This is a genomic window from Sphingomonas alba, assembly GCF_023516555.1.
Lineage (GTDB): Bacteria > Pseudomonadota > Alphaproteobacteria > Sphingomonadales > Sphingomonadaceae > Sphingomicrobium > Sphingomicrobium album.
Genome location: NZ_JAMGBD010000001.1, coordinates 1,127,114 through 1,151,952, shown reverse-complemented (window position 1 = coordinate 1,151,952; position 24,839 = coordinate 1,127,114). Strand labels below are relative to the sequence as shown.

Sequence of the window (24,839 nt, the reverse complement as noted above, 5' to 3'; positions counted from 1 at the left end):
GAACATCACTGCGTGTTGGTGGCCGGCGCGGTCGTGTTCGCGGGCGGCTCGGCTGGCGGCGGCGCGTTCGTCGTCGTAACGGGCGCGGTCTTGCGTGGAGCCGGACGAACGCGGGCCGGAGCCGATTGGGCTGGCGGCGGAGCCACGGCGGGCTGGGAGGCTGCCGGTGGAGCGGCGCCCGGACGCAGCAAATCCGCGCCTTTGAGGCTGACTGTCACCTTCTTGGCAGGTTCGCCGATCGATGGCGCGACGGTGGTGCCGACGGTGATCCGCAATGCTTCAGGCTTGCCGGTGGTCAGTGTCGGCGCGGCGGCGTTCGCCGGAACTTCAAACGTCTCGCCCGGCTGCATCATGCCCTGCTTCAGGATGACCGTGCCATCCTTGATCTGGAGCCATGCGGTGTCGCTGGCGGCGATGACTACTGGACCCTGCGCTTGCGGCTGCGCAGGCGGGGCCTGCTTCGGCGTGGCCGGAGCCGCACCTGCCTCGTTCGCCGTGGCAACCTGGTCAGGCTCGGACAGCGAGCGATTGTTCAACCAGTTGAAGATCAGCACGGCCAGGACGATCGCGACGATGCCTCCCAGGATCAGCCATTTCGGCATGGCCCGGGCCGGGTCCGACGGTTCGAAGACGTCGGTATTGGTGTAGGTTGGCCGCGTGCCGCCCATTTCGGCACGCAACTGCTCGCCGATTTCCGTCCGGTCGAGCCCAACGGCGCCGGCGAAATTCTTGGCGAAGCCGATGCTGTAGGTGGGCGCCGGCAGTCGGCTGAAATCCCCGGCTTCAAGGCTTTCCAGGTGGCGGGTCGGAATCCGCGTCTGGGTGGCTATGTCCTCCAGGCTAAGGCCGGATGCTTCGCGAGCCTCGCGCAGGCGTTGTCCGACGCTACTCTGTGCGCCTTCTTCTTCGACAAATTCAGCGTCGCCCATCGCCACTCCCCGGGGCCAAACACTTCGAAAATCCCTGGTGGTTGTCGGGGCCGCTGGGCGGTCTGTCAACCGTCAGCCGAGCGCCACCGAATGCCTTTTTGCCCAATCGTGCAGGGCCTTGCGCATGTCGCGCGGCGGCTTGGCCAACAGCTTCTCCATTCGTGCCCTGGCGGCGCCGGCATCGAGCGAGCGAATCATCGCTTTGACCGGGCCGACGGCGGCCGGCGTGATCGAGAAATTGCCGATGCCGACGCCGATCAGCGCCATGGCTTCCAGGGGCCTGCCGCCCATCTCGCCGCAGACGCGCACCGGTACGCCGGCGGCGTCCGCCTGTCGCACGACGCGGCGCAAGAAGCGCAGGATCGCCGGGCTCAGCCAGTCGTAGCGCTCGGCCAGGCGCGGGTCGGCGCGATCGGCGGCGAACAGGAATTGGGTCAGGTCATTGGTGCCAATCGAAAGGAAATCGACCCGGGGAAGCAGTTCGTCGAGCATTTCGGCGAGGCTTGGCACCTCCAACATGGCGCCGAACTCGATGCTCTTCGGAACCGGCTTCTTTGCCCGCTTCGACCAGGCAAGCTGTTCTTCGAACAAAGCGCGTGCCTCCTCATATTCCCACGGCTCGCTGACCATCGGAAACATGACCCGCAGCACACGGCCCTTCGATGCTTCGATCAACGCGCGCGCCTGTGCCTTCATCAGGGTCGTGCGCTCGAGGCTGAGGCGCAGCGCCCGCCAGCCCATGGCCGGGTTCTCGGCCTCGTCCTTTTCGTCGGTCAGGTAGGGCAGGGCCTTGTCGCCGCCGATGTCGACGGTTCGGAAGACGACCGGCTTGTCGCCCGCCGCGTCCAGCACCTGCTTGTAGAGCCGGAGCTGGCTTTCGCGGCCCGGCAGCTGCGCGGCGATCAGAAACTGGAATTCGGTGCGGAAAAGGCCGATGCCGTCGGCGCCGGCGAGGTGGAGTGCAGCCGCATCTTCGGCCAGGCCCGCGTTGACCATCAGCGTCATCCGTTCGCCGTCAGTAGTGACGGATGGGAGGTTCTTGAGCGACGCATATTCGGCGCGCCGCTTCTGGCTCAGCGCCATGCGCTGTTCGAAAGCGTTGGTCAGGGCACGGGTCGGGCGGACAACGACCGTGCCGTGGTCCCCATCGACCAGGATCGTGTCGCCTTCGGAAGCGACGTGGCGGATGTCGCCGACGCGGCCGACCACGGGCACGCCCATGGCGCGTGCGACAATCGTCATGTGCGCGGTGAGCGAGCCCTCCTCCAGCACCACGCCTTTCAACCGCCGCCGATCATATTCCAGCAGTTCAGCCGGCCCGAGGTTGCGTGCGATGAGGACGCTGTCGCGGGCAAGGCCGGTCTGGGCGGCGGTGCCCATGCGACCGGAAACGATGCGCAGCAGCCGGTTCGACAGGTCTTCAAGGTCGTGCATCCGCTCCTGCAGCAGCGGATCGTCAATCTCCTGCATGCGGGCGCGGGTGCGCTGCTGGACGCGTTCGATGGCTGCTTCGGCGGTCAGGCCGCTGTCGATCGCCTCGTTGATGCGCCGGGACCAGCCCTCGTCGTAGGCGAACATCTTGTAGGTCTCGAGGATCTCCTGATGTTCGCCCGCGGTGCCGAACTCGGCCTCCCGGGTCATCGCCTCGATTTGTTCCCGCATGCGCCGGAAGGCGGAATAGACGCGCGCGCGCTCGGCCTCCGTGTCGTCGGCGACAGTATGTTCGATACTGACGCGCGGTTCGTGGAACACAGCGGCGCCACGCGCCATGCCGGTGACCAGCTTGAGGCCGGCCATGCGCACCGGTCCGCTGTCGGTGCGCACCGTCCGCCCGCCATCGACCAACCGCGAATTGGCGATGAGCTCGCTGAGCACCATCGCCACCGTCTGCAGCGCCTCGATCTCGACTTCTTCGTAGCGTCGCGGATCGGCATGCTGGACGGCAAGCACGCCGATGGCGCTTTCGCGGCGAACGATTGGCACGCCAGCGAAACTGTGGAAGCTCTCTTCGCCGGTTTCCGGGCGGTAGGCGAAGGCCGGGTGGCTGTCGGCTTCGGCAAGGTTGAGGATGCGGCCTTCGGCGGCAATGGTGCCAACCAGTCCTTCTCCCATTGCCAGCCGCGTGACGTGCACGGCTTCCTTGCGAAGGCCGTGCGTCGCCGACAGCTCCAGCTTGTTGTTGCGCAAGAGGTAGATCGAGCAGACCTCGCTCTGCATCGCCTCGGCGATCAGGTCGACGACATGGTCGAGCTTGGCTTGCGCCGAAGCGCGCCTCGCCATCAGGTCGTGCAGCCCGGTCAGGATTTCGCGGGCGGACTTGGCGGCGGTCAGCGGCATGGCGCAGCGCTATCAGAAAGCGTCGCGCTTATCCAAGATGTCAAAGTCTAGTTGGCGATCGGGCCCAAATCGTCGTTCGCAGGCAGCGCGCTGTCGCTTTCCGACAATTCGATCAGAAGGCGCGATTGGCGGACAATCGCCCGGCTGTTTGCGAGCCCTTCCCGAAGGTCGCTGCGGGCATCGTCGAGGTCGTTAAATTCTGGGTCGTTTGTTGGTGCGGTCATGGTTTTAACAAATGTTGCCGATTTCCCCATTTCCCGCCGGAACGCACAATTTCGCGATCCGTTTCAACGATTTCGCGCTCGTAAGGACTGGAACTTTCAGCCTCGGCTCTCGAGCGCCGCCGCTGCCTCGTCGACCAGCTCCTGAATGATATCGGTGACTGGCTCCTCGCGGTTCACCATACCTACGGACTGACCGGCCATGACGCTGCCGCTTTCGACGTCGCCGTCGATGACTGCGCGGCGGAGCGCGCCGGCCCAATAATGCTCGATCTGCAGCTGGGCCTCGGCCATTTCGATCGCGCCGTCGTCTAGCTGTTGGGCAACCTCGCGCTGCTTCGCGGCGAAATTCTCCATTTCGCGGTTCTTGAGCGCCCGCACCGGGATGACCGGCAGCCGCGGGTCGATTTGGACCGAGGGAATGGCCTCGCGCGCCGAGGCGCGGATGAAGGCTTTCTTGAAGTTGGCATGCGCAATGCTCTCGTGCGCGCAGACGAAGCGCGTGCCGAGTTGCACGCCGACCGCGCCCATTTCGAGATAAGCCGCGATCGCCTCGCCGCGGCCGATTCCCCCGGCGACGAAAACCGGAATGTCCTTCGCGACGTGGGGCAGGATTTCCTGGCACAGCACCGACGTCGAAACCGGGCCGATATGGCCGCCTGCCTCCATGCCTTCGATGACGAGTGCGTCTGCGCCCGACCGCATCAGCTTCTTCGCCAAGGCCAAGGCCGGCGAAAAGCAGATGAGCTTGGCGCCGCTCGCCTTGATGCGCTCAATGGCGCCGCCCGGCGGCAGGCCGCCGGCAAGCACGACGTGGCTGACCCCATGCTTCGCGCAAGTATCGATAAGTTCGCTTAGCTGCGGATGCATGGTGATGAGGTTGACGCCGAACGGCCTCTCGGTCCGCTTCTTTGTCTCGGCGATTTCGGTATCGAGCAGTTCGGGGTTCATCGCACCGCAGGCAATCACCCCGAAGCCGCCGGCATTGGAGATGGCGGAGACGAGGTTGCGCTCGGATACCCAGCTCATCGCGCCGCCGAGAATAGCATATTCGCAGCCGAGGAATGCGGTGCCGCGATGCATCAGTTCCTTAAGCTTGGCATGGCCCTCGCTGCCATGGACCGAGCGAGGCTCGGCGATCATCCCTTCGCCGCTCATGCCGCCGCTCCCGCGCTGTCGGCCTCGGCGTCCAGGCCGAAGGCGCTGTGCAGCACTCTCACCGCCAGCTCGGTATATTCTTCGGGGATAAGGACGCTCACTTTGATTTCCGACGTCGTGATTGCGAGGATGTTGATGCGGCGCTCGGCGAGCGCCTCGAACATCTGCGCGGCGATGCCTGCGTTGGAGCGCATGCCGACGCCGACGGCGCTGACCTTGGCGATCTCCATGTTGGTGATGATCTCTTTGAAGCCGATCTTCCCCTTGGCCTTTTCCAGCTCCGCCACCGCCTGAGCCAGCGAGGCATTTGGAACGGTGAAGGTCAGGTCGCTAGCCTCGCCCGCCTGGCGCACCGACTGGACGATCATGTCGACGTTGATGTTGGCCTTGGCCAGCGGTCCGAAGATTGCCGCGACCGTGCCCGGCGTGTCGGGTAGGTCGACCAGAGTGATCAGCGCCTCATTGCGGTCGTGGGCGATGCCCGTGATGACGTTGCGTTCCATAATCTGTCCTTCAATGGCCGCCTCGTCGGCGATCAATGTTCCGGGCCGGTCTTCGAAAGAGGAGAGCACCTGCACCGGCATTTTCGTGCGCATGGCGAGCCCAACCGAGCGTGTCTGCAGCACCTTGGCGCCGACCGAAGCCAGCTCCAGCATTTCCTCATAGGTGACGAAGTCGAGCTTCTTCGCCTTGGGGACGATCCTCGGGTCGGTCGTGTAGACGCCGTCGACGTCGGTATAGATGTCGCAGCGGTCAGCCTTCATCGCCGCCGCCAGTGCCACTGCAGACGTGTCCGATCCTCCGCGGCCCAGTGTCGCGACCGCGCCATCGCTGGTGACGCCCTGGAAGCCGGGGATGACAGCTATGCCATCATCGTCGAACACGCGTTCCAGTACGGCGACATCGATGCCTTCGATCAGCGCGGCGGCGTGACCCGAAGCCCGGATCGGCAACTGCCAGCCCATGTACGAGCGGGCGTTGAGGCCCATGCCCTGCAGCGTCATCGCCAAAAGGCCCGCGGTGACCTGCTCGCCGCTGGCGACAACCACGTCATATTCGCGCGGGTCATAGAGCGGCGCCGCCTCGCGGCAGAGCTGTACTAGCCGGTCGGTCTCACCGGCCATGGCCGAGACCACCACCGCGACCTGGTTTCCGGCTTCGGCCTCCCGCTTCACGCGGCCGGCGACATTGCGGATGCGCTCGATGCCCGCCATCGACGTGCCGCCGAATTTCATGACGATGCGGGCCATGTGAGAGTGAGCTTCATCCTTGGTTGAAAAGCGGCGCACTGTTAGGGGGCGCGCATGGCGGACACAAGAAGCAGCGTCGTTCCGGAAGAGATTGCTCAGTTCGGTGCGCAGGCCGCCGATTGGTGGGATCCGGACGGCTCGGAACGGATGCTGCACAAGCTCAATCCGGTCCGTCTCGCCTATGTCCGCGACATGGTCGACCAGCATTGGCAGGCGGACGAACACAGCCTGCGTCCTCTGGAAGGCAAGACCGCGCTCGATGTTGGTTGCGGCGCCGGCCTGCTGGCAGAGCCGCTCTCCCGGCTGGGCGCGAACGTCACGGCGATCGACGCGGCCGCTCCGCTGATCGAGGCTGCCAAGTCGCATGCCGAAGGGCAGGGTCTGGAGATCGACTATCGCCACTCGGCAGTCGAAGCGCTCGACGGCCAGTTCGACCTCGTCACCTCGATGGAAGTGATCGAACATGTCGCCGAACCGCAGGCGTTCCTCAATTCGCTCGTTGCCCGGCTCGCTCCGGGTGGGTTGCTGGTCCTCTCGACCCCCAATCGTACGGCGAAATCGCGCCTGCTGATGATCACCATCGCCGAGGGGATTGGCCAGATTCCCAAGGGGACGCACGATCACAGCAAGTTCATCACGCCCGATGAAATGAAGCCAATGATGGCGGTGGCCGGACTGTCGGTCATCGACTGCGAAGGCATTGCCTTCTCAGCGACGCGAGGACTGCATCTCAGCGACGACCTCAGCCTCAATTATCTGATCGCCGCCCGCCACGCATAAATTTGCCGAGTCGGCCGATTGACCGACTCGTTTCCGGGAGCGCAGGGCGCTCGCGGGCCGCCTGTCAGGTTGCGCACCAGCATTATCTTCGGCCGTGTCCGCGTGCACCTCGAACGCTGGAGACCTCCATGGCCGACACCAAAACACCCGAGCTTGAAACCATTTCCAAAGCGCCGGCCGCGGCTCCGCCTGTTTCCGATTCAGGCGCCACTGAAACATTCATCATTGGCGCCGTCGATGAGTCGATCAGGCCCTTCAGCTTTCGCGCATCGGACGAGCAACTCGCGGACCTGAAACGCCGGATCGCCGCAACACGATGGCCCGACCGCGAACTCGTCGATGACGACACACAAGGTGTGCGACTGGCGACGATCCAGAAACTCGCCGACTTCTGGTTGAACGAGCACGACTGGCGAAAGATCGAGGCCAGAATCAACTCCTACCCTAACTTCATCACCAATATCGACGGCGGCGACATCCACTTCATTCATGTGAAGTCAAAACACGAGGGCGCGCTCCCGGTCATTGTCACCCACGGCTGGCCCGGCTCGGTCATCGAGCAACTGAAGATCATCGATCGCCTTGTCGACCCAACCGCGCATGGCGGTTCGGAGGCGGACGCGTTCGACGTCGTCATCCCGTCGATGCCCGGTTACGGCTTCTCCGGGAAGCCGGCGGAAGTTGGGTGGACGCCGGAAAAAATCGCGCGAGTCTGGGATAAGCTGATGAGCCGCCTCGGCTATGCAAGCTATGTCGCGCAAGGCGGCGACTGGGGCGCCATCATCACTGACCAGTTGGGCGTCCAGGCGCCGGCTGGGCTGCTGGGCATCCACACCAACATGGCCGGCGCCATTCCGCCTGAAGTGGATGCCGCCGCATTTGCCGGTGCGCCGCCGCCCGACGGCCTCGACGAAGAGGAGCGCCGGTCGTTCGACCATGTCTCCTTCTTCTATAAACATGGCCTTGGCTATGCGAACGAGATGGGGAACCGGCCGCAGACGCTATATGGCATCGAGGACTCCCCGGTTGGCCTCGCCGCCTGGATCATCGATCATGACATCTGGACGTATCGGCAGATCACACGGGTATTCGACAGCGAGCAACTCGGCCTGACGCGCGAAGACATTGTCGACAATATCACGCTCTACTGGCTCACGCGGACGGGCGTGTCCTCGGCCCGGCTCTATTGGGAGAACAAGCTGGTCTTCTTCGCTCCGAAGGGCGTCAAGGTACCGACCGTCGTCAGCGCCTTCCCGGAGGAGATCTGCCCGATCCCAAGGAAGTGGGCGGAGAAGGCTTACTCGAACCTGATCTACTATCGGCAGCATCCGGAGGGTGCGCATTTCGCTGCCTGGGAACAGCCTGAAGCCCTGGTCGACGACATGCGGCAAGGGTTCCGGCAGCTTCGGAACTAGCGCTTCGATACGGGCGGCGTTGGACTGGCGCCGCCCGTTACGCCCCGAGCGCTGTAACCAAAGCGTCATATTGCTAATGCCGGACGCCTAAACTAACGCCCGAACCCCGACGCAGGGGATTCATTGATGTTCGGTTGGTTTCAGCGCCTGCTCCCGCAAACGGGCGACTTTTTCGGCATGTTCGAGGCTCATGCGGCGACCATTTTGGCGGCCGCGGAGGCGCTTAACCGGCTTGCCGATGATGATTCCTCGACCAAAGAGCAATTGAGCATTGTCGAGCAGCGCGAGCATGAAGCTGACGACATCATCCGCGAGGTGCTGCGCAGCGTCCGCAGGACCTTCCTGACGCCGTTCGACCGGGGCGCCATTACCTCGCTCATCGGGGCCATGGACGATGCGATCGATGAGATGCAGGCCGCCGCCCGCGCCATCGACCTCTACGAGCTCAAGCATCTCCAGGATGAGATGAAGAAGATGACCGCGATCACGCAGGAATCGGCGGCGATCACCGTCGAGGCCATGCCTTTGCTCCGCGACATCACCCGCAACGGCGCCCGCATCCACGAATTGACCGAACGCCTCGTCCAGCTCGAGGGCGTCGCCGACGACATCCACGCCGCCGGCCTCAAAAAGGCCTTCCAGGAATATGGCGAGACCAGCGCCATCAGGTTCATCGTCGCCCGCGAGATCTTCAAGCATCTAGAGCGCGTGGCCGACGCCTTCGAGGATGTCGCCAATGAGATCGACGGCATCGTCATCGATCACGCCTGAGGGTCTGAAACCCCATGCATGAACTCGCACTGCCGCTGTTGATCGGACTGATCATGGTGGCGCTCGCCTTCGATTTCCTCAACGGTCTGCACGACGCGGCCAATTCGATCGCGACGGTCGTTGGAACGCGACTGATCTCGCCCGGCTGGGCCGTGCTGTTCGCCGCCTTCTTCAATTTCGCGGCCTACTTCCTCTCGCTGGCGGTGCCAGAACTGCACAAGGTGGCCGACACGATCGGCAAGGGCCTCATCGACAAGGACCTGGTGACGCCGGCGGTCGTGTTTGGCGCCCTTGTCGGCGCCATGTTCTGGAACGTCGTCACCTGGCTGAAGGGCATTCCCTCGTCATCCAGCCACGCGTTGGTCGGCGGCATTATCGGCGCGGGCGTGGCCCATGCCGGTATGACCGGCGTACAGTGGACAGGCCTCAACAAGACCCTGATCGCCATCGTCCTGTCGCCCACCCTGGGCCTGCTGCTCACGATGCTGATCATGCTGGTGACGAGCTGGCTCGGGCGGAGGGCCAGCGCCCGGGGAGCGGAGCGGACATTCCGGTCGCTCCATCTGATATCGGCAGCGACCTACTCTCTTGGCCACGGCCTGAACGACGCCCAGAAGACGATGGGTATCATTACCGTCCTGCTTTACTCGACCGGCTATCTGCACGGCGAGTTCGCGGTCCCGCACTGGGTTGCGATCAGTTGCTACATCGCGATTGGCCTCGGGACCCTGTCCGGCGGCTGGAAGATCATCGAGACCATGGGCACGCGGATTACCAAATTGTCGCAGCACCAGGGCTTCAGCGCCTCGCTTGGCGGATCGGTCATGCTCATTACCGCGTCCTGGCTCGGCATCCCCGTCTCGACCACGCACACCATCACTGGCTGCGTCATCGGCGCCGGCGTGGCGCGCCGCGCATCGGCGGTGCGTTGGGGCATCGCCGGCAATGTCATGATCGCTTGGCTGATCACCATTCCCGCTTCGGCGACAGTCGCCGCGATCTTCTATTGGATCGCGTCGGCATTCTGATCGGGGTGCGGCGATGACGCTGGACCTCGCGGAACGCATCATCCTCTTTCTGGACACTGCTGCGGCCGCGGCTTTCATCATTGTTGCCTGGCGTGATTTGCAGCGGCAGACGACTGATATCGGGCGCGTCGGTGGCGTCGTGGTGCTCGCCGCCTTGGCTTTTGTGTTCTATTTCGCGGGGCGTGCGTTCCTGCGAGTCTAACCATGAGGAGCGGTTATGACTGAAACGACCACGATGCAGTTCGACCTGACGCCGCCGACCGACGAGGAACGCCGCCAGCTGGAGGCCGATCTCAGTCAGGAAGAGCGCCACGTCCTGCTCGAACATGGCACGGAGGCTCCGTTCTGCGGTGTTTTCCTCGATGAGAAACGGGCAGGCGTGTACACCTGCCGCCTCTGCGGGCTTCCGCTCTTCAAGGCTGGCAACAAGTTCGAAAGCGGCACTGGCTGGCCGAGCTTCACCACGCCTTATTCGACTGACCACCTCGAATATATCCGCGACACAAGTTACGGCATGGTCAGGACCGAGATCGTCTGCGCGCGCTGCGGCGCGCATCAGGGGCATGTCTTCCCTGACGGCCCGCCGCCGACCGGCGAGCGCTATTGCATCAATTCGGTGAGCTTGGACTTCACGCCTGTCGGCGAAGATTTGCCCGACCGCCTCGGCCGGGGCGCACCCGAAGGCGAGCCTCTCGCGGCCTAGGCGGCCTGCAGAGCCCCGCGGTAGATCCGGTCTTCCAGGGTAAGGCCAGCACCGAGCGCGACGCACTGCATGGGGTTGTCGGCAACCTGGACCGGAAGGCCGGTTTCGTCCGCCAAAACACCGTCGATGTCGCGAAGCAGCGATCCGCCACCGGTCATGGTGATACCGGCATCCATGATGTCCGCGGCGATCTCCGGCTCGGTGTGTTCGAGAGCTTCGCGCACGGCGTGGACGATGCGCGCCACCGGTTCGCTCAGCGCCCGGGCGATCTCGGCCTGGGTCAGCTCGATTTCGCGCGGCACGCCCTTCTCGACGTGCAGGCCCTTGACGACCATCGTGGAACCGCGTCCGTCCATGGGGATTCGGGCTACGCCGATCTGCTTCTTCACGCGTTCCGCGGTCGCCTCGCCGATCTGCAGATTATGGGTGCGGCGGACGTAGGACATGATGGCATCGTCCATCTTATCGCCTCCGACGCGGTCCGACTGACTGTAGGCCAGGCCCTGGAGCGAAATGACGCCGACCTCGGTGGTGCCGCCGCCGATATCGACGATCATCGAACCGACTGGATCGGCGACCGGCAGGCCCGCGCCGAGAGCCGCCGCCATCGGTTCTTCCAGCAACCGCACTTCGCTCGCGCCGGCGTTCGAGGCGGCATCGCGAATGGCGCGGCGTTCGACGCTCGTCGATCCCGAGGGCACGCAGATGACGACCTCGGCCTTCCCGAACTTGCTGCGGCTACCCAGCGCCTTGGTCATGAAATGCTTGATCATCTGCTCGGCGACCTCGAGGTCGGCGATGACCCCGTTGCGGAGCGGCCGGATGGTGCGCAGATTCGCGGGCGTCTTGCCGAGCATCAGCTTGGCATCGTCGCCAACCGCGCGGACCTTGGGCATCCCGTTGCCATATTCGATGGCGACGACCGATGGCTCCTCGATGACGATGCCGCGGTCGCGCAGGTAAACGACGGTGTTGGCGGTCCCGAGGTCGATGGCAAGATCGCGAGAGCCGAAATTGAAGAGCGGAAAATTCATCGGCCTCCCCCCGGAGAAATATTGTTCTGTCAGTGAGTTATCTGCCGGTTGGGGGGATGCGTCGAGTTCCAGCCGCCGCAGGCTGCGTTCGTTTGGCCGACAACGAATTAATCGTTCCGGATGCGTTCCGGTTAGCGGCCGGAATTCGCTGTCCTACAGCTGCTCGGCCATGGGAATAAGTCCCTGGGCTGTTTCTTATCGTCAGATTAGGTGATCGAGATCGGGGGGCGGGTCGAGCTCACGGAAATTTGGTCACTCATCCCAAGACTTTTGCGAACTTAGCGACTTTAAAAGTCGACTTTGTCGTAATGGGACGGCGGCACGATGACCTCCATCCGTTCGCCGAGCAGCGGCCGGAAAGCGGGGCGTGATTTCATGACCGCATACCAGTCCTTGGTCTGCTTGTGTCCGCGCCAGTCGAGAGCGCCGAGATAGTCGATCACGCTAAGATGCGCCGCCGCGGTGAAATCGGCCAGGCTGAGGCCCGCACCGGCAAGCCAGCGGCGGTGATCCAGCAGAAAGTCCATGTAGTCGAGGTGGCCGTTGCCGATCCGCATCGCCTCACGCAGCACACGCGTGTCGGGTGAGGCGTTCGATACCAGCCGCTTGCGCATCCGTTCGTGCATCAAGGGTTCGACGACTTCGCGGAACAGCTTTTCATCGAACCATTGCGTGAGCCGCCGGATCTCCGCACGCAGCGCCGCATCGCCGTGGATCATCGGCATCTTGGCGTTGGTTTCGTCGAAATATTCGCAGATCGGCTGGCTGCCGATCAGGGTCGTCCCAGCCTCGCTGTCGACCAATACCGGCGTTTCGCCAGCCGGGTTGAGGTCGATGAACTCGTCGCGACGTTCCCACGGATACTCACGGACAAGCTCATGGGCGACGCCTTTCTCGCCCAGGACCAGCCGGACCTTGCGGGAAAAGGGACACAGTGAAAATTGATAGAGCTGCCACATGTCGGGGCAGCTTTAGCGCCATTGGCCGACGCGTCTAGCGCTTGGGATAGGTTGGATCGGGCAAGTTCGCCCTTGCGCGGTCGATGGTGCCTTCCATCTGCTCGGCCGCCTGCTGCAGCGTCGCCATGATGGCAGGCAATGAGGCTGCCATTGCCTGCATTCCCGCCTGAAGCCGCGGCATCGCCTCCGCGACCTGGGTTTCGACCTTGTGATCCAGGTTACGGTCGCCGCCTGCAATGTCTCGCACGGTGCGCCTGCGGTCCGCGGCGGTGGCGTCGCGGCCCTCGACGGCGGCTTGGAGCTCGCCCACCGGCATGTCCATCAGCGCCCGCGCTAGCACGCCCGCCATCCTGCCCAGTTTCTCGCCGGTCGCAGGATCCGTCAGCTCATGCGGGATCTGGATTTGGCCGCCCTTTGCGGCGGGCTCCGCGGCAAGAGCCGGCGTCGCCGTAAGGGCAAACGGAAGCAGGAGGGCAATTGCACGCATAGCCGCGTCCTTTCGAATCACTGACGGCCATTATCGGCAATAGCCGTGGGGATGGAAAGGCTTAGCGCGCCGTGAGCCAGATCAATGCCGCGCCGCCGGCAATGATCCGGTACCAGGCGAAGGGTCCGAAGCCATAGCGAGTGATGATGGCCAGGAAGGCTTTGACGACGATGATCGCCACGATGAACGAGATCAGCGCGCCCAAGAGAATGTAGCCGATCATGTCGCCGCCGATGCCGGCGCCATGCTTGTACAGCTGGAGCACGGTCGCGCCGGCCAGCGTCGGCACCGCGAGGAAGAAGCTGAACTCGGCCGCCGTTCGGCGATCGACGCCGAGGCTCATGGCGCCGAGGATGGTCGCGCCGGAGCGGCTGACGCCCGGTATCATCGCCAGGCACTGGACGATGCCGACCAGGACCGACTGCTTCAGGCTCATGGCCGCGACGCCGCCTGAATATTCCGGCTTTGCGAAGCGTTCGACGGCGAGGATAGCGAACCCGCCGAGGATCAAGGCCACAGCAACGACGGTGGCATTGCCGAGCAGGCCTTCGATCTGGTCGCCAAGAGCAAGCCCGAGCACGACGGCGGGGACGAACGCCACCAGCAGGTTGCGCGTGAACGCCCAGGCGCTGGGGCTGCGCTGGAATAGGCCGGTCAGCACGTCCCAGAATGTCCGCCAATAGAGGATGACGATGGCGAGGATCGCCCCGGGCTGAATGGCGATGTTGAACAAGGCCCAGCGATCCGCGTCATAGCCCATTAGCTCGGTGGCGAGGATCAAATGCCCGGTTGACGAGACCGGCAGATATTCGGTGACGCCCTCGACGATGCCGAGGATGATGACGAGCAGGAGGACCGGCATTTAGGCGGCGGCTTGATTGCGGGCAGCGAAGCGGCCGCCTTCGCGGAAGCGCGCCAGCCATTCGGGCGCGGCGGCGGTCATCGGCGTCGGTTCTATGCCGAACGCGCTCAACCCTGCCGACTTTTTGCCCGTGATATTGTCGGTTTGCAGCATCAGCCATTGGTCGCGCGTCAGCGGCGCTCCCGGCAGGAAGCCGAGGTAGGACAGGCCATTGGCGGCAAGGTTCGGCATGTCGACCATGCTCGGCGACAGCTCCGCGATCGACGCGATTTCTTCCGAAAGCTGCCGCATGGTCAGGACTTCCGGGCCGCCAATCTCATATGTCTTGCCGGCATGGGCCGTGGGGTCGAGTGCCGAGGCCGCAATCGCCTTGGCGAGGTCGCGGACGTAAACGGGCTGGAATCGGGTCCTGGGCGCAATCACCGGATAGACCGGAAGGCGGCTCATCAGGGTCGCGAAGCGGTTCGTAAGCTGGTCTTCGGGCCCGAACACCAAGCTCGGACGGATCACCGTTGCGTTACGAAAAGCTGAGCGGACCTTGGCCTCGCCGTGGCCCTTGCTCGCGCCATAGCGCGAGGGGCTCTCGGGATCGGCGCCGATGGCGCTGACATGGACCAGCGCACCCGCTCCGGCTTTCTTCGCCTCCTCCGCGACGATGCCGGCGCCATCGGCCTGCAGGGCTTCGAAATCGCCCTTCAGCGTGCCGACGAGATTGATGACCGCATCGGCCCCATCGACCGCTCGGGCAACCGAATCGCGGCGGGTGATATCGGCCTGCATGAGGTCGAGCTGGCCAACCGCGGCCAAGGGCTGGAGGAAATAGGCGCGGCGCGGATGGCGCTCGGCAACCCGGACGCGAACGCCCGTCTTGAACAGCTGCTCGCAGACATAACGGCCGATGAATCCGCCGCCGCCGAAGACCGTCACCAGCCCGTTTCGCTTGTCGTACATGGGCCCGCCCTTTGCCCTCGCGACGGCACATTGACAAGCGCTCACGCGGACGCCATTGGCCGCGCCCTACCTAACTGATTTCCAAATCATCTGTGCCCAGGTGGCGGAATTGGTAGACGCACCAGCTTCAGGTGCTGGCGCTCGCAAGGGCGTGGAGGTTCGAGTCCTCTCCTGGGCACCATCAGCCGCCTAAGTGATTGGGCGACAAGAAAAATGGCGAACTACAAGCACTTCCATCCACTCCGACGCTACAAATCGGCGCTCCACAGCGCCGCCAGCAGGAGTGTGTGGAATGCCGATTACAGGGAAGTTCGTTCGGCGGCTTAAATCGGGCCGCCTTGAGTTCCGTCGCGCCTATCCCAGCGACGTCAGACACTACATTCGTCGCCGTGAGCATATTGTAACCCTTGAGGCTCGCTGTCTCAGCGAAGCTGGGGCGATCGAGCGCTATCGTTCAGCCCTCACAGGTTACGAACGGCTCCTCCTTCAAGCGCGTAAGGTCACCTCCCGCTCGTTTGATACTTTGGACGAAAGCCGGAGTGCGTGGCTGGTGGAGAGCCACGAGGCCGCTTGCCTCAAGGCCGACGACGCCGCGAGGGTCGCGGGGACCGCCGACCCCGACTGTCACGACGCCGCCGACGACGGATTGAGGGAGACCCTCTACCGGAACAATATTCCTCTCATTCGGGAGATGTTCGAGAGCGACGCGATTGCGCTCGCGGCGAAACAAGGTTGGGTGTTCGATACGTCCACCGACGCCTTCTCGGCTCTTTGCTTGGACCTTTTGCGCGCCACCATTCGCGCCAACAGCGCCCGCATGGAGCGCGACAGGGGCAATCCAATCTTGACGCCGATTGTCCCCGAGCCGCCGCCGACCAAGCGCGAGGTGGCGACGCGCGCAGAAGCCAACTCATTCGCGGCTCTCGTCCGCGAGGAGATGACGAGGCCGACGTTTTCGGGAGGGCCGTCCACGAAGCAAAGCTGGAACACGGCCTTGCGCTACTTCACCGAGGCCCACGGCGATCTTGCGCCTGAACAAATCACCCGCCGCCATGTCAGCGACCTAGCCGACCTGTTGGCTCTCTCGCCTCTCAAGAGGGCTGTGCCGCAAAGTCGGCGCGGATGGACCTTGCGGAGGCTCGTCGAGGCTTATGACGGGGATCAGGTTGACCGGTTATCCCACAAGACGCGCGCTACTATCATCGGCGCGCTCCAGGCCGCTTGGAGCAAGTGTCAGCGCTCCGGTCGCATCGCCGATGCGCTGGGCAATCCGTTTACCCGCCCGATGCTGGGCAAGGCTCCCGCGACCCGCAAGAACCATGGGTTGACCCGCGACGAGGCAAAGGCCGTCTTTGGCCTTCCAATCTTTGTAGCCGGAGAGCGGCCTGCGCGGGGGAGGGGGGACGCTTCTTACTGGTTGCCGTTGCTTCTTCTGACGACAGGGGCCAGGCCCGAGGAGCTGGCTCAGACGCTCGTCGCCGACGTCGCCCATGACAACGAAAGCGGAAGCTGGACCCTCGCCATCACCATGCTCGGCGAGCATCCCCACAAGGGACCAAGGAAGCTCAAGTCGCCGAGCGCCGAGCGCATCATCCCCTTGCCCTCTGTCCTTACGGACCTTGGGTTCGACCGCTACGTCGCGTGGCTGAAGAGCCGTGGCGAAATCGCATTATTTCCGGCGCTGCGCCCCAAGGGCGAACGACGCGAACTGTTCGCGAGTTTCGGCGAATGGTGGAGCAACTATCTCGGCGAGAGCGGCGTCGGCTTGAAGGGGAAGCGGCCCGCTCGCGAGTTCCGGCCAACTTGGGCAACGATTGCTCGCGAGAGCGGCGTAAGTCGCGAGGCTCAAGATTATCTGATGGGTCACGCGCCCAAGGCTAACGACATGAACGCGAGGTATGGCTCGCGCGAGCCGCTGAGCCGCGAGATGCTGAAGCTGTCGTTCGTCGGCTGGGGCCTGGAGAAGGTCCGCCACTGGGAGCCTCCTCTTTAGCGGGGTCACCGAAGCAGATGGCGACAGCCCGCTCCCGAGAGCGCGACCCAATTCAATATCGTGTCCGGCCGGGTGGACGGCCCACCCCAACTTTCCCTCTGAAAAACGTCCTCCCCAACTGTTCAAACTTTACAAGGAGAAGAGCAATTCCGAAATCAAACGACGGCCCCAACTGGCGCTACAAGTCAGTCGGTTTGAAGGCCCTGAACATCGACCAGCGTTTCCAAATTCGCGCCGAGGGCCTGGATGCAAAGCGGGTCAAGAAATACGTCTACGACATGCGCCGAGGTGATGGGTTTCCGGCTATCACCGTCGCGAGCGTTGACGGACGCCTCTACATCTTGGACGGTTTCCACCGCGTGGAGGCGGCGCTCCAGGCGGGCCTTCCCGCCCTCAACGCCAAGATAGCCAAGCTAAGCGAACAGGCCGCCGTCCGCGAGGCCTTCAAGGCGAACGTTGACCACGGCCTCAATCTGAACCGGAAGGACAAGCGGAACATCTTCCGCATCTACCTGGAGCGCGGCGACCACTTGGGTCGCGACGGGTCTCCAAAGTCCCTTCGGCGGATGGCGAGCGACCTCCACTACATTGTCTCCCACGCGACAGTCAGGAATTGGCTCAAGGCCGAAGGCATCACGCCCGCCGAAGACCCCGATGACGCGCAAGGCCCACCCGAACCCGACAAGCGCTTTATTAGTCCTGGCCTCGACGAGTTCGAGGAGGCGCTAGCCTATGCCGAGGAGTTGTTTCTCCAGTTGGACGAGGGCGAACAGCCGGAGGCGATGTATCGGCTGTTGGGCGTAGCTGACCGTCTGGCGAACGGCGAAACGCGATACATGGAGGCAATCTACCGGTCGAACCTCCCGTTAGACAGGGAGAAGATGTTGGACGTTTAAGTCATGCGAGGGCGCGAACCCAAGAACTGATGACCAACTAACCCATGTGTGGATCAGCTTCCTCATGCGACCAGCGCATGATTGACGGTTCTCGCTTCAGCGGGGCCGTAACCGGCGCCCTCCACGAGCATAGCCGGCGAGCTTCGCCGGAGGATATTGATTGCCGCATTCGTGTCGGCGTGGATCGTGGTGCCACAATGTCGACAAGCGTAGCGCGATTGGCTCTCTCTGCTCGCTTTGTCGGTGACACCACACGCCGAGCATTCTTGGCTCGTATAAGCGGGATTGATCTTAACCAGCGTCCCGCCGCGCTCTTCCAATTTGTAGGCCAGTGTCGTCTCGAAACGGTGCCAGCCGTGCTCCAGGATCGACCGATTGAGGCCGCGCTTGCCGCGCCCCTTTGCGGTCATGCCCTTGGTGTTCAAATCCTCGATTGCGGCCAGGCCGAAGCGATCGGCAATGCCTGTCGTGGCCTTGTGTCGCCAATCTGCGCGGACGCGGGCGATCTTGGAGGTGATGCGGCTGAGGCGCTGGCGCTGCTTGCGATAGCGCGCGGAGCCGCGCTGGCGGCGGGCGAGGATGCGCTGGGCGCGTTTCTTGCGGCGCTCCAGGGTTTTCGTAGCGGGCGTCGAGAGCAATTCGCCAGTCGAGAGCGCAATCGTATTCGCAACGCCTCTGTCTATGCCGACCGAGGGCAACGCTGACGGCTGCGCTTCGTGTTCGATTTCGCAGGCGAAACAGACATGCCATCCAAGGGCATCCCGGCCAATCGTGGCGTTCAGGGTTCGGCCCCGCAAAGGGCGCGTGTCGCGGTAACGAACCCAGCCAATCTTAGGGATGCGAACAGCCGCCCAACGGCGGTTCAGTTTCTTGGCGGCGATTTCTTCGCCTTTGACACGGAAACTGCTGTTGCGCTCCCGAGTCCGCATGGTCGGATAGCCGGAACGATGGGCGAAAAATGCCGCAAAGGCTTGATCCAAATCCCGCAGCGCATTCGTCAACGAAGCCGCCGAAACTTCCGCCAGCCAAGGCACTTCCGCGCGGAGCTGGGTCACTTCTCTGTTTTGGGTAACGTAATTGAAACGGCGGCCTGGACGCCAGAACGTCGAGCGCTGCTCCAGGGCAAGATTGTAAACGAAACGAGTTGCGCCCGCGAACTGACTCAGCCTGACAGCCTGTTCTTCGGTCGGATAGAGCCGGAAGCGGAAGCCTCGGTTAATCACCGTTTGTTGTTAGCCAAATCCGACGCGATTGAGAAGGTTCTTGACGGACGTAGGATGCCATGCGCCGCCACGCGGGGTCCGTATGTGGCGCTCATTCAAGCCAGCCGCCAACTCGCGTAACGAAACGCGGCCTTGGTCGCGCAAGTGTCGGATGATGGGAGCGATATCGTTGGCGTGGCGGTCCGCCGCCTCCTTGATTGCTTTCACGGACGCGCTGTTGCCTTTTCCGGCTCGACGTAGCGCCGCCGCGCCGTTCGGGTTGCCCAGCTTACGGCCCTTTGCCTTCGCCGCTTGAAGAGCCGCTGAGGTCCTAGCGGAGATCGCCTTGCGCTCCTCCTCAGCAACTACCGCCAAGATACCCACGGTCATATCGTTCACATCGGGCTGGTCTGCCGCAACCAGCTTGGCCCCGCTGTCCCTAAGTGTCAGGAGAAAGGCGGCATTGCGGGAGAGTCTGTCCATTTTGGCTACCAGCATCGTCGCCCCTGTCACCTTGGCGAGGTGAAGCGCTTCTGCGAGCTTCGGACGGTCGTTGTATTTACCACTCTCCACCTCCACGAACTCGTCGAGGACCTCACAGGAGCGTCCACGACAGTATTGCTCGACCGCAATTCGCTGGGCGTCGAGGCCCAATCCCGAACGTCCCTGCGCGACAGTGGAAACGCGGTAGTAGATGACGACTTTCATCATGGATGCCCCTGTATCGAATGGCGTAACGTTCGTTAGGCCATTTTATACGGAGACGCAAGCAGCCATTGGGCCCCATTTGTTCGCCCATGAGGGTCCCAGCTACCAAGGCTCGGGCGATTCAAAAAAAGGGCTAAAGGCCCTCGGCTGTTGTTGTTGGTTGGGTCCGACGAAAGGCGAGAGGGAGCGTGCAACCTTGCGCATTAACGTCAATTAAATGACGATAGACCTTGCCGAATCGCCGCGGGGTGTTTTCCGATGAGCTTCGTTTTCTATGACACCGAAACTACCGGCAAGAACAAGTTCTTTGACCAAATCCTACAGTTCGGCGCCATCCTAACTGACGACGACTTAAACGAGATCGATCGGTTTGAGATTCGCTGCCGACTGGACGAGCACACAGTCCCTTCAGCGGGTGCTCTCCGTGTAACGGGTATGACGATCGAGCGGATCACCGACCCAGCACTTCCCAGCCACTATGAGATGATCTGCCAGGTCCGAGATCGTATCGCCGCCTGGTGCCCGACTACGTTCGTCGGCTGGAACACGATCGGCTATGATGAACCGCTCCTGCAGCAGGCCTTCTACCGTTGCCTCCATCCACCTTACCTGACCAACACGAACGGCAACCAAAGAGCGGACATTCTGAAACTGGCGCAGTGCGTTGAAGCGTTCGCCAGCGACGTCCTAACCTTGCCGAGAGACGAGAAGGGTAAGCCAGTCTATGGGCTGGCCCAGCTCGCGCCAGCAAATGGCTTTCCTCACCTCAACGCTCACGACGCTATGGCGGATGTGGAGGCGACAATTTTCATCTGTCGCAAGATCAAGGAGAAGGCGCCCGCCGCCTGGGAGCAACTCCTCCACTGCGCGTCCAAGTCGCGTGCCTTGGCAGTCATCCACGACAATCCGGTCTACGTTGCGCGGAGCTACTCATACCAAGGTGGCCTCAAGGAACACGTTCTGACCACGTTGGGTAACCAGTTAAACGGTATGGGGGCAGTGCTGGCGTATGACCTCACCGTCGATCCGAGTCAGCTCGTTGGTCTAGATGACGAACAGCTAGGGGTGTGGCTCCGACGAAAAACCAGTCCCTTGCGCACAATCAAGCCGAATAAGGCTCCATTGGTAGCTGGCTGGGCCGGGCAACCATTTGACGGGATTGCCTATGCCACGCTCGCCGAGCGTGCGGCCTTTCTCGCGTCTCGGCCTGATCTGGTTGCTCGGATAATCGCTCTGACCCCAGGCAAGACATACGATCCCAGTGACCACGTTGAGGAACAAATCTACAACGGGTTCGCATCGCCTTCAGACAATGCTGCCATGTTGCGTTTTCATGCGGCACCTTGGTGCGACCGTTTTGCCATCGCCGTGCAGATTCAAGACGCTAGGTTCCGCGCATTGGCTATGCGCCTGATCTATTCGCATTGCCCAGAAAGCCTGCCCTCTGAAATGCGGACGGAGCGGGCGCGGCTCGTCGCCATGAGGCTGCTTGGACACGGTTGTGAAAAGGCCCCTTTCCTCACCCTGGCAGCGGCTGACGAAGAAGCCGCCAAGATGCAGGCAGAAGGCGAAGCGGCCCACGCGGATATGTTGCGCAGCTACCGTGAATATGTCGCCCAAAAGCTCCAGCAGGCATCCGCTCTACTGGCGGGTAGCTAACCGTCATGGGCGGCAAGGAGGTCAACGCGGCGATAGAGCGCCAGATTGCCTTGGCCCAGGCGGCGAACCAGGAAGGAACGTGGATAACCTACCTGATGCGGGACCCACGGCGTCCCGACTTGCGAGGTAACCCTGCTGGTTGGCCTGTCTATGTCGGCCAAACGGACGAGTTCGGGCAGCGGGTGCGAAACCATCTGCGCAAGTCCGAGAAGCTCGCCCGAAAGGGGAAGGGAATCAAATACCGGCTGAAAGAGCTGCTACATGCTGGAGTTGTGCCGAACTTTGAGGTGCTGGATCGCCAGCCGACGCGCCTCCAATCGTTGCTCTCGGAGACCAACTATGCCCGCCTGTGTCGGACGCGGGGCTATGACATCGCCAATCAGACAACTTTGCAAAACAAGGCGGGGCCTCCCATCACCAAAGAGGACTTGCCCAAAAAATGGCTGCGACAGTTCACTCTTGAACAGGCTGAGCAGGACGGAATTGAGGTTGAGGTCGTTTGTTGCGCGTGCGGTGAACGTGCCGCCGTGTCAGTGTCCGCTTTCCTTGCGCTGCCTTCCTCTCCAAAGCTGTTGCGCGACCTGCAAGATGATCCCCAGCTTGTGAAGGGCGCGTGCGTAGCGTGCGGCGGCGAAAACCAGAGGCGGATAACGTTTCGCATCCCTTGACGACACGCTACAAAAGGGCGCTACAATCGTGCGGGTCGGTCGTGCCGTGGTTGGCTTGAATCCGCCGTTTTTGGGGTCGAGGGGTCCATTCCTCTCCTGGGCACCATTCTCGCTCAAAGCGGGGGGCCAGCAACAGCTTAGGCCATCAGAATCGTCGAACCGGTCGTCGCCCGCGATTCCAATGCCCGGTGGGCCTCGGCGGCGTCGGCCAGTGGATAGCGCGAACCGATCTGCACCTCGACACTGCCAGACAGCATCATTTCGAACAAGCGGGCTGCTGAAGACCGCATTTCGGCAGGCGTCGCGCAATAATCGAACAAGGTCGGCCGCGTAACGAACAGCGAGCCGCGGCGGCTGAGCTCCAGCGGTGCGAAGGCGGGAACCGGCCCCGACGCATTGCCATAAGTGACCATCAGGCCGCGCCTCGCGAGCGACGCAAGCGATGCCTCCCAGCTTGCTTCGCCGACGCCGTCGAGCACGACTGGCACGCCTTCGCCCCCGGTCGCTTCGCGGACCTTCGCCGCAAGCTCATCCATCGGGCAGTGCAAGGAGATATCCGCACCCAGTCCGGTCGCTAGCTCCGCCTTGGCGGCGCTGCCGCTGTGGGCGATGACCTTGGCGCCGATGGCCTTCAGCCATTGTACGGCGATGGAGCCGACACCGCCGGCCGCGGCGTGGACCAGCACCCATTGACCGGGTTCAACCTTGGCGCAGCGTTCGATGAGATATTCGGCGGTGCAGCCCTTCAACATCGCGGCCGCAGCCTGTTCGCTGGAGATCCCGTCAGGCAGCTTCACCAGCAAGTCCGCCCTGACGAGGCGGTGTGTCGCATAGGCGCCGACCGGCCCGCTGAAATAACCGACACGGTCACCGGCCATGAATCCGGTGACGTCGGCGCCGACTGCCTCGACAACGCCGGCGGCTTCATTGCCGAGCCCTCCGGGCAATTCGACGGGATAGAGGCCGGTCCTGAAATAGGTGTCGATGAAATTGAGGCCGACAGCTTTGTGGCGGATCCGGACTTCGCCAGGGCCTGGATCACCAACATGAATCGGCTCGACGGCCAGGACCTCGGGCCCGCCCGTCTCGTGAAATCGGATCGCGAATGCGTTGCTGGAGTCGGCCATCGGGCCGACCTAGCGCCTAAGCCTCGACGGGCGCCAGCCTTGCCGCGAGCATATCGAACACGGCCGGATGCATGGGCTGTTCGAACTCCACGCCGGATTGCCACCCGGTTGTCCATTTCACACGTGAGACAATGGAATGAAGGCTGGGCAGTTGGACCCAGACCATCTCGCCCGCATCGACTCTTTCCGGCGGCGCGATCTTGCAGCCGTGCGGCGTCAGGTCCTGCATTCGGACGGTGTAATGCGCCTCGCGCTTGCGGCGGAATTCTACATCCGCGTCGAGCGACAGCCGCTCATCGCGCCGTCGTTCCTGTTCCCCAGCCATGATTCCACTCCGCTTGGTGCGCCGTCTTTACATTGCCGCCCCGCAAGCGGTCGACGCGCGAGTCCGGTCTGTCCGGCGATGGGACAGCTTGCTAAGGCTGCGCCATGCCACTCTACGCTCTTGACGATCTCACGCCATCGCTTGGTGAAGGGTCCTGGGCCGCGCCGTCCGCGGACCTGATCGGCGATGTCCGTCTCGGAGCTGGCGCCAGCGTCTGGTTCGGTGCCGTCATCCGGGCCGACAACACGCCGATCATCGTCGGCGATGAAAGCAATATCCAGGACGGCGCCGTCGGTCACAGCGACCCGGGCGCGCCACTGACCATAGGCAAGCGGGTCACTGTCGGCCACCAGGCAATCCTGCACGGCTGCACAATTGGCGACCTCGCGCTGGTCGGAATGGGCGCCCGTATCCTCAACGGCGCGGTCATCGGCGACAAATGCCTGGTCGGCGCCGGTGCGCTCGTGACCGAGGGCAAGGTGTTTGAGCCGGGAATGCTGATCGTCGGCTCGCCAGCCCGGGCGCTTCGCCCACTTACGGATTTGGAAAAGTCCGCGTTGGAGCTATCCGCGGCTCACTATGCTGAGAAGGCCGCTCATTACGCCGCTGCACTCAGGTTACATGGCTGACACTTGAAGGCAGGCGGCACTCGGCCAAATTGGGTGCCATGATCGATATCCGCCCATTCAATTCGCTCGGTCACGCCGACCACGGCTGGCTCAATGCCCGCCACCACTTCAGCTTCGCGAATTACCACGACCCGTCCCGCATGGGATGGGGCCGGATTCGCGTCTGGAACGACGACCAGATCGCCGCCCAGTCCGGTTTTCCGCCGCACCCCCACCGCGACATGGAAATCATCACCTACGTCCGGACCGGCGCGATCACGCATCAGGATTCGATGGGGAACAAGGGCCGTACCGGCGCCGGCGACGTCCAGGTAATGAGCGCCGGTTCGGGCGTCGTCCATGCCGAGTATAACCTCGAGGACGAGGCGACGACCTTGTTCCAGATTTGGGTTGAAACCGACGAGCGGGGAGTCCAGCCGGGCTGGGGCGCCATGCCTTTCCCGAAAGAGGAGCGCGAGGGCCAATTCCAGGTGCTGGCCAGCGGCAATCCGGACGACGGCGCGCTGACCATTCATGCCGACGCAAGGGTACTTGGTGCAACGGTGAAAGCCGGTCACGCGATCGAGCTCGCGGCCGACCCTGATCGCCACCTTTACCTGGTGCCGAGCGGGCGGGTCCGGGTGAACGGCGTCGCCGCCGGTCCGCGCGACGGAATCGCCATCAAGGGCGAAACCGGACTGCGGATCGAGGCGGAGGACGACGCGGAATTGGTGCTGGTCGACGCGGCCTAGCGTGCCGAAGCCTTGA

At 63.1% G+C, this 24,839-nt stretch carries 26 protein-coding genes and 1 tRNA gene; 13 read left to right on the top strand and 14 right to left on the bottom strand.

Going from position 1 to position 24,839, the window contains the following annotated elements:
• Positions 1 to 5 precede the first annotated feature (5 nt).
• The 5 genes from LZ536_RS06100 to LZ536_RS06080 form a co-directional block, all read right to left on the bottom strand.
• Entirely contained in the window at positions 6 to 929 is a 924-nt protein-coding gene (locus tag LZ536_RS06100; protein WP_249847404.1) for a helix-turn-helix domain-containing protein, read from the bottom strand.
• A gap of 72 nt (positions 930 to 1,001) precedes the next feature.
• Positions 1,002 to 3,266 (bottom strand): phosphoenolpyruvate--protein phosphotransferase, encoded by a 2,265-nt coding sequence (gene ptsP, locus LZ536_RS06095; RefSeq protein WP_249847402.1) that lies wholly within the window; start codon positions 3,264 to 3,266, stop codon positions 1,002 to 1,004.
• Between the two features lie 47 nt (positions 3,267 to 3,313).
• A complete protein-coding gene (locus LZ536_RS06090; RefSeq protein ID WP_249847400.1) occupies positions 3,314 to 3,490 on the bottom strand; it encodes a hypothetical protein in 177 nt (58 codons plus the stop codon).
• A gap of 96 nt (positions 3,491 to 3,586) precedes the next feature.
• On the bottom strand, positions 3,587 to 4,645 hold the full coding sequence (locus LZ536_RS06085) for an NAD(P)H-dependent flavin oxidoreductase (protein ID WP_249847398.1): 1,059 nt from the start codon (positions 4,643 to 4,645) through the stop codon (positions 3,587 to 3,589).
• Positions 4,642 to 5,895 (bottom strand): aspartate kinase, encoded by a 1,254-nt coding sequence (locus tag LZ536_RS06080; protein WP_249847396.1) that lies wholly within the window; start codon positions 5,893 to 5,895, stop codon positions 4,642 to 4,644. The genes LZ536_RS06085 and LZ536_RS06080 overlap by 4 nt, the downstream gene beginning before the upstream one ends.
• Before the next feature lie 54 nt (positions 5,896 to 5,949).
• Between LZ536_RS06080 and ubiG the strand changes: the two genes are divergently transcribed.
• From ubiG to msrB, 6 genes are all read left to right on the top strand, one after another.
• The gene (ubiG, locus tag LZ536_RS06075) at positions 5,950 to 6,675 is read left to right on the top strand and encodes a bifunctional 2-polyprenyl-6-hydroxyphenol methylase/3-demethylubiquinol 3-O-methyltransferase UbiG (RefSeq protein ID WP_249847395.1); all 726 of its coding nucleotides are present in this window, start codon (positions 5,950 to 5,952) and stop codon (positions 6,673 to 6,675) included.
• A gap of 128 nt (positions 6,676 to 6,803) precedes the next feature.
• Complete coding sequence (locus tag LZ536_RS06070; RefSeq protein ID WP_249847393.1) at positions 6,804 to 8,090, top strand: epoxide hydrolase family protein; 1,287 nt, start codon at positions 6,804 to 6,806, stop codon at positions 8,088 to 8,090.
• Between the two features lie 126 nt (positions 8,091 to 8,216).
• Positions 8,217 to 8,861 carry a DUF47 domain-containing protein gene (locus LZ536_RS06065; RefSeq protein ID WP_249847391.1) on the top strand — a complete coding sequence of 215 codons (645 nt, stop codon included), beginning with the start codon at positions 8,217 to 8,219 and terminating at the stop codon, positions 8,859 to 8,861.
• A gap of 14 nt (positions 8,862 to 8,875) precedes the next feature.
• The gene (locus LZ536_RS06060; protein WP_249847390.1) at positions 8,876 to 9,889 is read left to right on the top strand and encodes an inorganic phosphate transporter; all 1,014 of its coding nucleotides are present in this window, start codon (positions 8,876 to 8,878) and stop codon (positions 9,887 to 9,889) included.
• A 13-nt stretch (positions 9,890 to 9,902) separates the two neighbouring features.
• Complete coding sequence (locus tag LZ536_RS06055; protein WP_249847389.1) at positions 9,903 to 10,091, top strand: hypothetical protein; 189 nt, start codon at positions 9,903 to 9,905, stop codon at positions 10,089 to 10,091.
• A 15-nt stretch (positions 10,092 to 10,106) separates the two neighbouring features.
• Positions 10,107 to 10,592, top strand: a complete 486-nt coding sequence (gene msrB, locus LZ536_RS06050) for a peptide-methionine (R)-S-oxide reductase MsrB (protein ID WP_249847388.1) — start codon at positions 10,107 to 10,109, stop codon at positions 10,590 to 10,592.
• Here the strand turns inward: msrB and LZ536_RS06045 are convergent.
• The 5 genes from LZ536_RS06045 to LZ536_RS06025 all read right to left on the bottom strand — a co-directional run bounded on the left by LZ536_RS06045 (position 10,589) and on the right by LZ536_RS06025 (position 14,885).
• Entirely contained in the window at positions 10,589 to 11,626 is a 1,038-nt protein-coding gene (locus tag LZ536_RS06045) for a rod shape-determining protein (RefSeq protein ID WP_249847387.1), read from the bottom strand. The two genes, msrB and LZ536_RS06045, sit on opposite strands and share 4 nt — an antisense overlap.
• A gap of 287 nt (positions 11,627 to 11,913) precedes the next feature.
• Positions 11,914 to 12,585 carry a glutathione S-transferase family protein gene (locus LZ536_RS06040; RefSeq protein WP_249847386.1) on the bottom strand — a complete coding sequence of 224 codons (672 nt, stop codon included), beginning with the start codon at positions 12,583 to 12,585 and terminating at the stop codon, positions 11,914 to 11,916.
• Positions 12,586 to 12,619: 34 nt separating this feature from the next.
• On the bottom strand, positions 12,620 to 13,072 hold the full coding sequence (locus LZ536_RS06035; RefSeq protein WP_249847385.1) for a hypothetical protein: 453 nt from the start codon (positions 13,070 to 13,072) through the stop codon (positions 12,620 to 12,622).
• Between the two features lie 61 nt (positions 13,073 to 13,133).
• Positions 13,134 to 13,934, bottom strand: coding sequence for an undecaprenyl-diphosphate phosphatase (locus LZ536_RS06030; protein ID WP_249847384.1), 801 nt, complete (start codon positions 13,932 to 13,934; stop codon positions 13,134 to 13,136).
• Positions 13,935 to 14,885, bottom strand: a complete 951-nt coding sequence (locus LZ536_RS06025; protein ID WP_249847383.1) for a complex I NDUFA9 subunit family protein — start codon at positions 14,883 to 14,885, stop codon at positions 13,935 to 13,937.
• A 94-nt stretch (positions 14,886 to 14,979) separates the two neighbouring features.
• On the opposite strand from LZ536_RS06025, the gene LZ536_RS06020 reads away from it, so the two are divergent.
• The 3 genes from LZ536_RS06020 to LZ536_RS06010 all read left to right on the top strand — a co-directional run bounded on the left by LZ536_RS06020 (position 14,980) and on the right by LZ536_RS06010 (position 17,774).
• A tRNA-Leu gene (locus LZ536_RS06020) sits at positions 14,980 to 15,066 on the top strand.
• Between the two features lie 111 nt (positions 15,067 to 15,177).
• Positions 15,178 to 16,878 (top strand): site-specific integrase, encoded by a 1,701-nt coding sequence (locus tag LZ536_RS06015; protein WP_249847382.1) that lies wholly within the window; start codon positions 15,178 to 15,180, stop codon positions 16,876 to 16,878.
• A 194-nt stretch (positions 16,879 to 17,072) separates the two neighbouring features.
• Entirely contained in the window at positions 17,073 to 17,774 is a 702-nt protein-coding gene (locus LZ536_RS06010) for a ParB N-terminal domain-containing protein (RefSeq protein ID WP_249847381.1), read from the top strand.
• 62 nt (positions 17,775 to 17,836) lie between these two features.
• Here LZ536_RS06010 and LZ536_RS06005 read toward each other — a convergent pair whose 3' ends face one another.
• A complete protein-coding gene (locus tag LZ536_RS06005; protein WP_249847380.1) occupies positions 17,837 to 18,997 on the bottom strand; it encodes an RNA-guided endonuclease InsQ/TnpB family protein in 1,161 nt (386 codons plus the stop codon).
• Between the two features lie 9 nt (positions 18,998 to 19,006).
• Positions 19,007 to 19,687, bottom strand: a complete 681-nt coding sequence (locus LZ536_RS06000) for a recombinase family protein (RefSeq protein WP_249847379.1) — start codon at positions 19,685 to 19,687, stop codon at positions 19,007 to 19,009.
• Positions 19,688 to 19,942: 255 nt separating this feature from the next.
• Between LZ536_RS06000 and LZ536_RS05995 the strand changes: the two genes are divergently transcribed.
• Both LZ536_RS05995 and LZ536_RS05990 read left to right on the top strand, forming a co-directional pair.
• Positions 19,943 to 21,343, top strand: a complete 1,401-nt coding sequence (locus LZ536_RS05995) for an exonuclease domain-containing protein (RefSeq protein ID WP_249847378.1) — start codon at positions 19,943 to 19,945, stop codon at positions 21,341 to 21,343.
• 5 nt (positions 21,344 to 21,348) lie between these two features.
• A complete protein-coding gene (locus LZ536_RS05990; RefSeq protein WP_249847377.1) occupies positions 21,349 to 22,011 on the top strand; it encodes a GIY-YIG nuclease family protein in 663 nt (220 codons plus the stop codon).
• A gap of 137 nt (positions 22,012 to 22,148) precedes the next feature.
• Here LZ536_RS05990 and LZ536_RS05985 read toward each other — a convergent pair whose 3' ends face one another.
• Together LZ536_RS05985 and LZ536_RS05980 are read right to left on the bottom strand one after the other, a co-directional pair.
• Entirely contained in the window at positions 22,149 to 23,138 is a 990-nt protein-coding gene (locus tag LZ536_RS05985; RefSeq protein ID WP_249847376.1) for a quinone oxidoreductase family protein, read from the bottom strand.
• A 16-nt stretch (positions 23,139 to 23,154) separates the two neighbouring features.
• A complete protein-coding gene (locus LZ536_RS05980; protein WP_249847375.1) occupies positions 23,155 to 23,463 on the bottom strand; it encodes a PilZ domain-containing protein in 309 nt (102 codons plus the stop codon).
• A 104-nt stretch (positions 23,464 to 23,567) separates the two neighbouring features.
• Between LZ536_RS05980 and LZ536_RS05975 the strand changes: the two genes are divergently transcribed.
• Entirely contained in the window at positions 23,568 to 24,092 is a 525-nt protein-coding gene (locus LZ536_RS05975; RefSeq protein WP_249847374.1) for a gamma carbonic anhydrase family protein, read from the top strand.
• Between the two features lie 38 nt (positions 24,093 to 24,130).
• Positions 24,131 to 24,823, top strand: coding sequence for a pirin family protein (locus tag LZ536_RS05970; protein WP_249847373.1), 693 nt, complete (start codon positions 24,131 to 24,133; stop codon positions 24,821 to 24,823).
• Positions 24,824 to 24,839 lie beyond the last annotated feature (16 nt).